At 34.4% G+C, this 1629-nt stretch carries 2 protein-coding genes; both read left to right on the forward strand.

All coding sequences use genetic code 11. The annotated features are described in order from the left end of the window. Positions 1 to 95 precede the first annotated feature (95 nt). Positions 96 to 761: a hypothetical protein gene (locus EI164_RS15995; protein ID WP_192520970.1), complete on the forward strand. Its 666-nt coding sequence runs from the start codon at positions 96 to 98 to the stop codon at positions 759 to 761. Next, positions 761 to 1408 (forward strand): hypothetical protein, encoded by a 648-nt coding sequence (locus EI164_RS16000; protein WP_192520971.1) that lies wholly within the window; start codon positions 761 to 763, stop codon positions 1406 to 1408. Before EI164_RS15995 ends, EI164_RS16000 begins: the two co-directional genes overlap by 1 nt. The last annotated feature ends 221 nt before the right edge of the window (positions 1409 to 1629 follow it).

Genomic DNA, 1629 nt, shown 5'->3' on the forward strand with positions numbered 1-1629 from the left:
ACGTTACTTTAATCAAAATCTCTTATCAGCTGTCCTAAATTAGTTGACCACTACAAACACATGATTCGCTAGTAGGTGTTGATATAACCGTACTGGTGTATGAAGACGGTAAGGAAGTTGAGAAAGATATTATTATTGCTAATAGTAATAACAATGGTATTGCATATGTTTACAAGGCTAAGAAGCCTGAATTTGAAAGTAGTTTAATCGATAGGGCTAAAGCAGGCAAAAGATATGTAAAAATTCCAAATAACTATTGGATACTTGGCGAACGTGCGAATATTAATAGACCTAACAAGTTTGATGATATGATTCATTTAATGTTAGGGGAGAAACTGATTAAATCGGTTAAAGGAACTACGCACCCAGGCGTGCAGAGCTTAACTAATCCAGATGCATACAATAGTGCAAGAACTGGATCCCCAGTTTGGGATTTTGGTTGGCATTATGGTGTTTGGAGTAAAGGTAGACACCGTGGCAGAATTGACGCTTTTGCCCATACTGGGGTCGCTTATATTAATAGAGATACTAACAGAAATAACGTGCCTGATAATTCTGGGGCATCTAGGCCTGAAACAGGCAAAGGGTTAAATTTTCACCCCGCATCTTATACGCCAACGGGGTCATCTTCAACTATCGGTACGTGGTCAACAGGATGTGTGGTTGTACAGAGCGCAACTGATTATTATCAAATATTTAATACGATCATTAAATCTGGACAAAAAAAATTAACCTTTTGTGTTGTGGCGGGAGATATTTAATGAAAATCTTTATTAATGTTTTATTTATTATTGCTACGCTTTCATTTACAGTTAGCTGCAAAAGTTCAACAGTTGAACAAACTCAAAGCATGATGGAATCAAAGAATGAAGAAGAACTCATAGACAGTTGGATGGAGGACAAACTTATTACTAAAAGCAATTATTATCGTGATTATTCAACAGCTCATTTAAACAAAAATACACAGCAAATTGTCCAATCAATTCTAATTGAATTTTGGAAAGTTCCTCTTGAAGCTAAAAACGTGCGGAGTAATTTCGGTTTTACAGATGGTTTAGAAAAAGGATTAATTCATATATATGTAAAATATAAGCATTTACCAAAGTGGTATATGCAGGTTGGACAATGTACTAAAGATAATAAAGGACTGTACTATCAATGTGTTGTTGATGGCGATGCAGGGCAGTTTTCAATTAAGTTTATCGATAACAAATTGCAAGTTAAAGGACATATAAGAATGAATGTATGTGGAGTGGTCTGGGAAGATGTTGGGAGTAAACTTGAAAATGCATCTTCTCCATTAAGCGATGATTGGTATAAAGGCAATGAGGTTTTTATGTTAGATAATATTAACGAGATTCCTTTACGTCTAAAAAGTGAAATAACCAATTGTAGAAATTATGGGTAATAAACCCTTTACTCCAAATCTTACAACAGCTTGGTGCGCTTCTTTCATAAACTACTGCTTGAAATAGAAAAAATACGCGTTTACAAAAGATCCTTCATCGCAATTTCCAACTAGATATCCAGAAAAGTTTGTAAAAATATCAAAACCAGTGTATGAGCGATTGTTGTATAGTTAGTTCAAAATAAAATTGTTATGGTTAGGACAAACATCATAAAACAATT

Origin of the sequence: Psychrobacter sp. FME13, assembly GCF_014861395.1 — a bacterium.
In the GTDB taxonomy this organism is placed as follows: Bacteria; Pseudomonadota; Gammaproteobacteria; order Pseudomonadales; family Moraxellaceae; genus Psychrobacter.

What these genes read in the sequence shown, in the direction of transcription:
- EI164_RS16000 (WP_192520971.1), top strand. Translation starts at nt 761, where the DNA reads ATGAAAATCTTTATTAATGTTTTATTTATTATTGCTACGCTTTCATTT.